Source organism: Micromonospora endophytica, assembly GCF_003236305.1.
In the GTDB taxonomy this organism is placed as follows: domain Bacteria; phylum Actinomycetota; class Actinomycetes; order Mycobacteriales; family Micromonosporaceae; genus Micromonospora; species Micromonospora endophytica.
On the sequence record NZ_POTX01000475.1, the window covers coordinates 1 to 1,194 of the forward strand.

1 pseudogene is annotated in these 1,194 nt (G+C 72.5%); it reads left to right on the top strand.

Going from position 1 to position 1,194, the window contains the following annotated elements:
* Nucleotides 1–464, top strand: a pseudogene (locus tag C1I93_RS32145) (hypothetical protein); the annotation flags it as partial.
* Nucleotides 465–1,194 lie beyond the last annotated feature (730 nt).

Sequence of the window (1,194 nt, forward strand, 5' to 3'; positions counted from 1 at the left end):
GCGTCGCGGACCGGCCCGGCCCCGTGCTCGGGCCAGCGGCCCCGCGCGGAACCGGCACGGTCGGCACGGTCGGCGCGGCCGGCGCGGCCGGCGCGGTCGGCGTCACTTTCGGGCCGGTCGCCCCGCGCGGAGCCGGTCCGCCCGGCGTCGCTTTCGGTCCGGCGGCACCCTGCGCAGCCGGTCCGGTCGGAAACGTGCTCGGGCCGGTCGCCGCGTGCGGAGCCGGTCCGGTCGGAAACGTGCTCGGGCTGGTCGCCGCGTGCGGAGCCGGTCCGGTCGGAAACGTGCTCGGGCTGGTCGCCGCGTGCGGAGCCGGTCCGGTCGGAAACGTGCTCGGGCTGGTCGCCGCGTGCGGAGCCGGTCCGGTCGGAAATGTGCTCGGGCCGGTCGCCGCGTGGTCGAGCCCATGCCGCTCGTCGTGCGGAGCCGGTCCGCTCGCTCCGCCTGCCGCCCGGCTGCCATAGGTGCCGCCTACGGTGGCCCGCCCCTGCGTCACCGCACGCCCCTTCCTGCCCGACCCGGCATGACGAACACCCACTCGCCGCGTCGGCACCGGCAACAGTGGGCTGCGCGGCTGCCTCCTAGACGGAGAGGACGCCCCCGGGCTGGACCGACGATATCCCAGCAGTCACACCCCATGGGTGCCCCCGCACCACGCCAGCGGTGCCTGACCAGCACTCGTCGGGCTGCCGCCTCGCACCGCCAGCGGGAAGCCTGCGGCGCGCGGGGACGATTGTCCTGAGGTCCGTGATTTCACAGCGAAATATTTGTTTCTCTGTGAAATCACGCCTTCCCGAGGATGTGCCCTCGATGGCGTCGCCGCCTTGCGGGGCGGGGACCTCGCTATCCAATGCGCTGTACGAGGCGTAGAAGCAACCGAAGCCACATCATCGACCAGTCCAGCCGGCGCGTGACCCATTGATCCACGCAACTTCGCGGAAAGTGCTGCCTCAAGCCCGAGTCGACACCGCATCTTCGCCGAAGTTGCGCCGATCGGCCGGTGCCGGAGTGCCGGAGTGCCGGAGCTTTCCCGAGGTTGCGGTGTCGGTTGGTGACCCGTTGGTGCTATCAGCTCCGTAGTGCCGAGGACAGAGGAACGGCCGCCCCGGGCCGGACCGGGCCGCGTCGGGCTGAGGCTGTGTCAGTTGGGCGGCCGGCGCCAGATCGCGTCGTCGGTGGGGTCGGTGGGTTGCC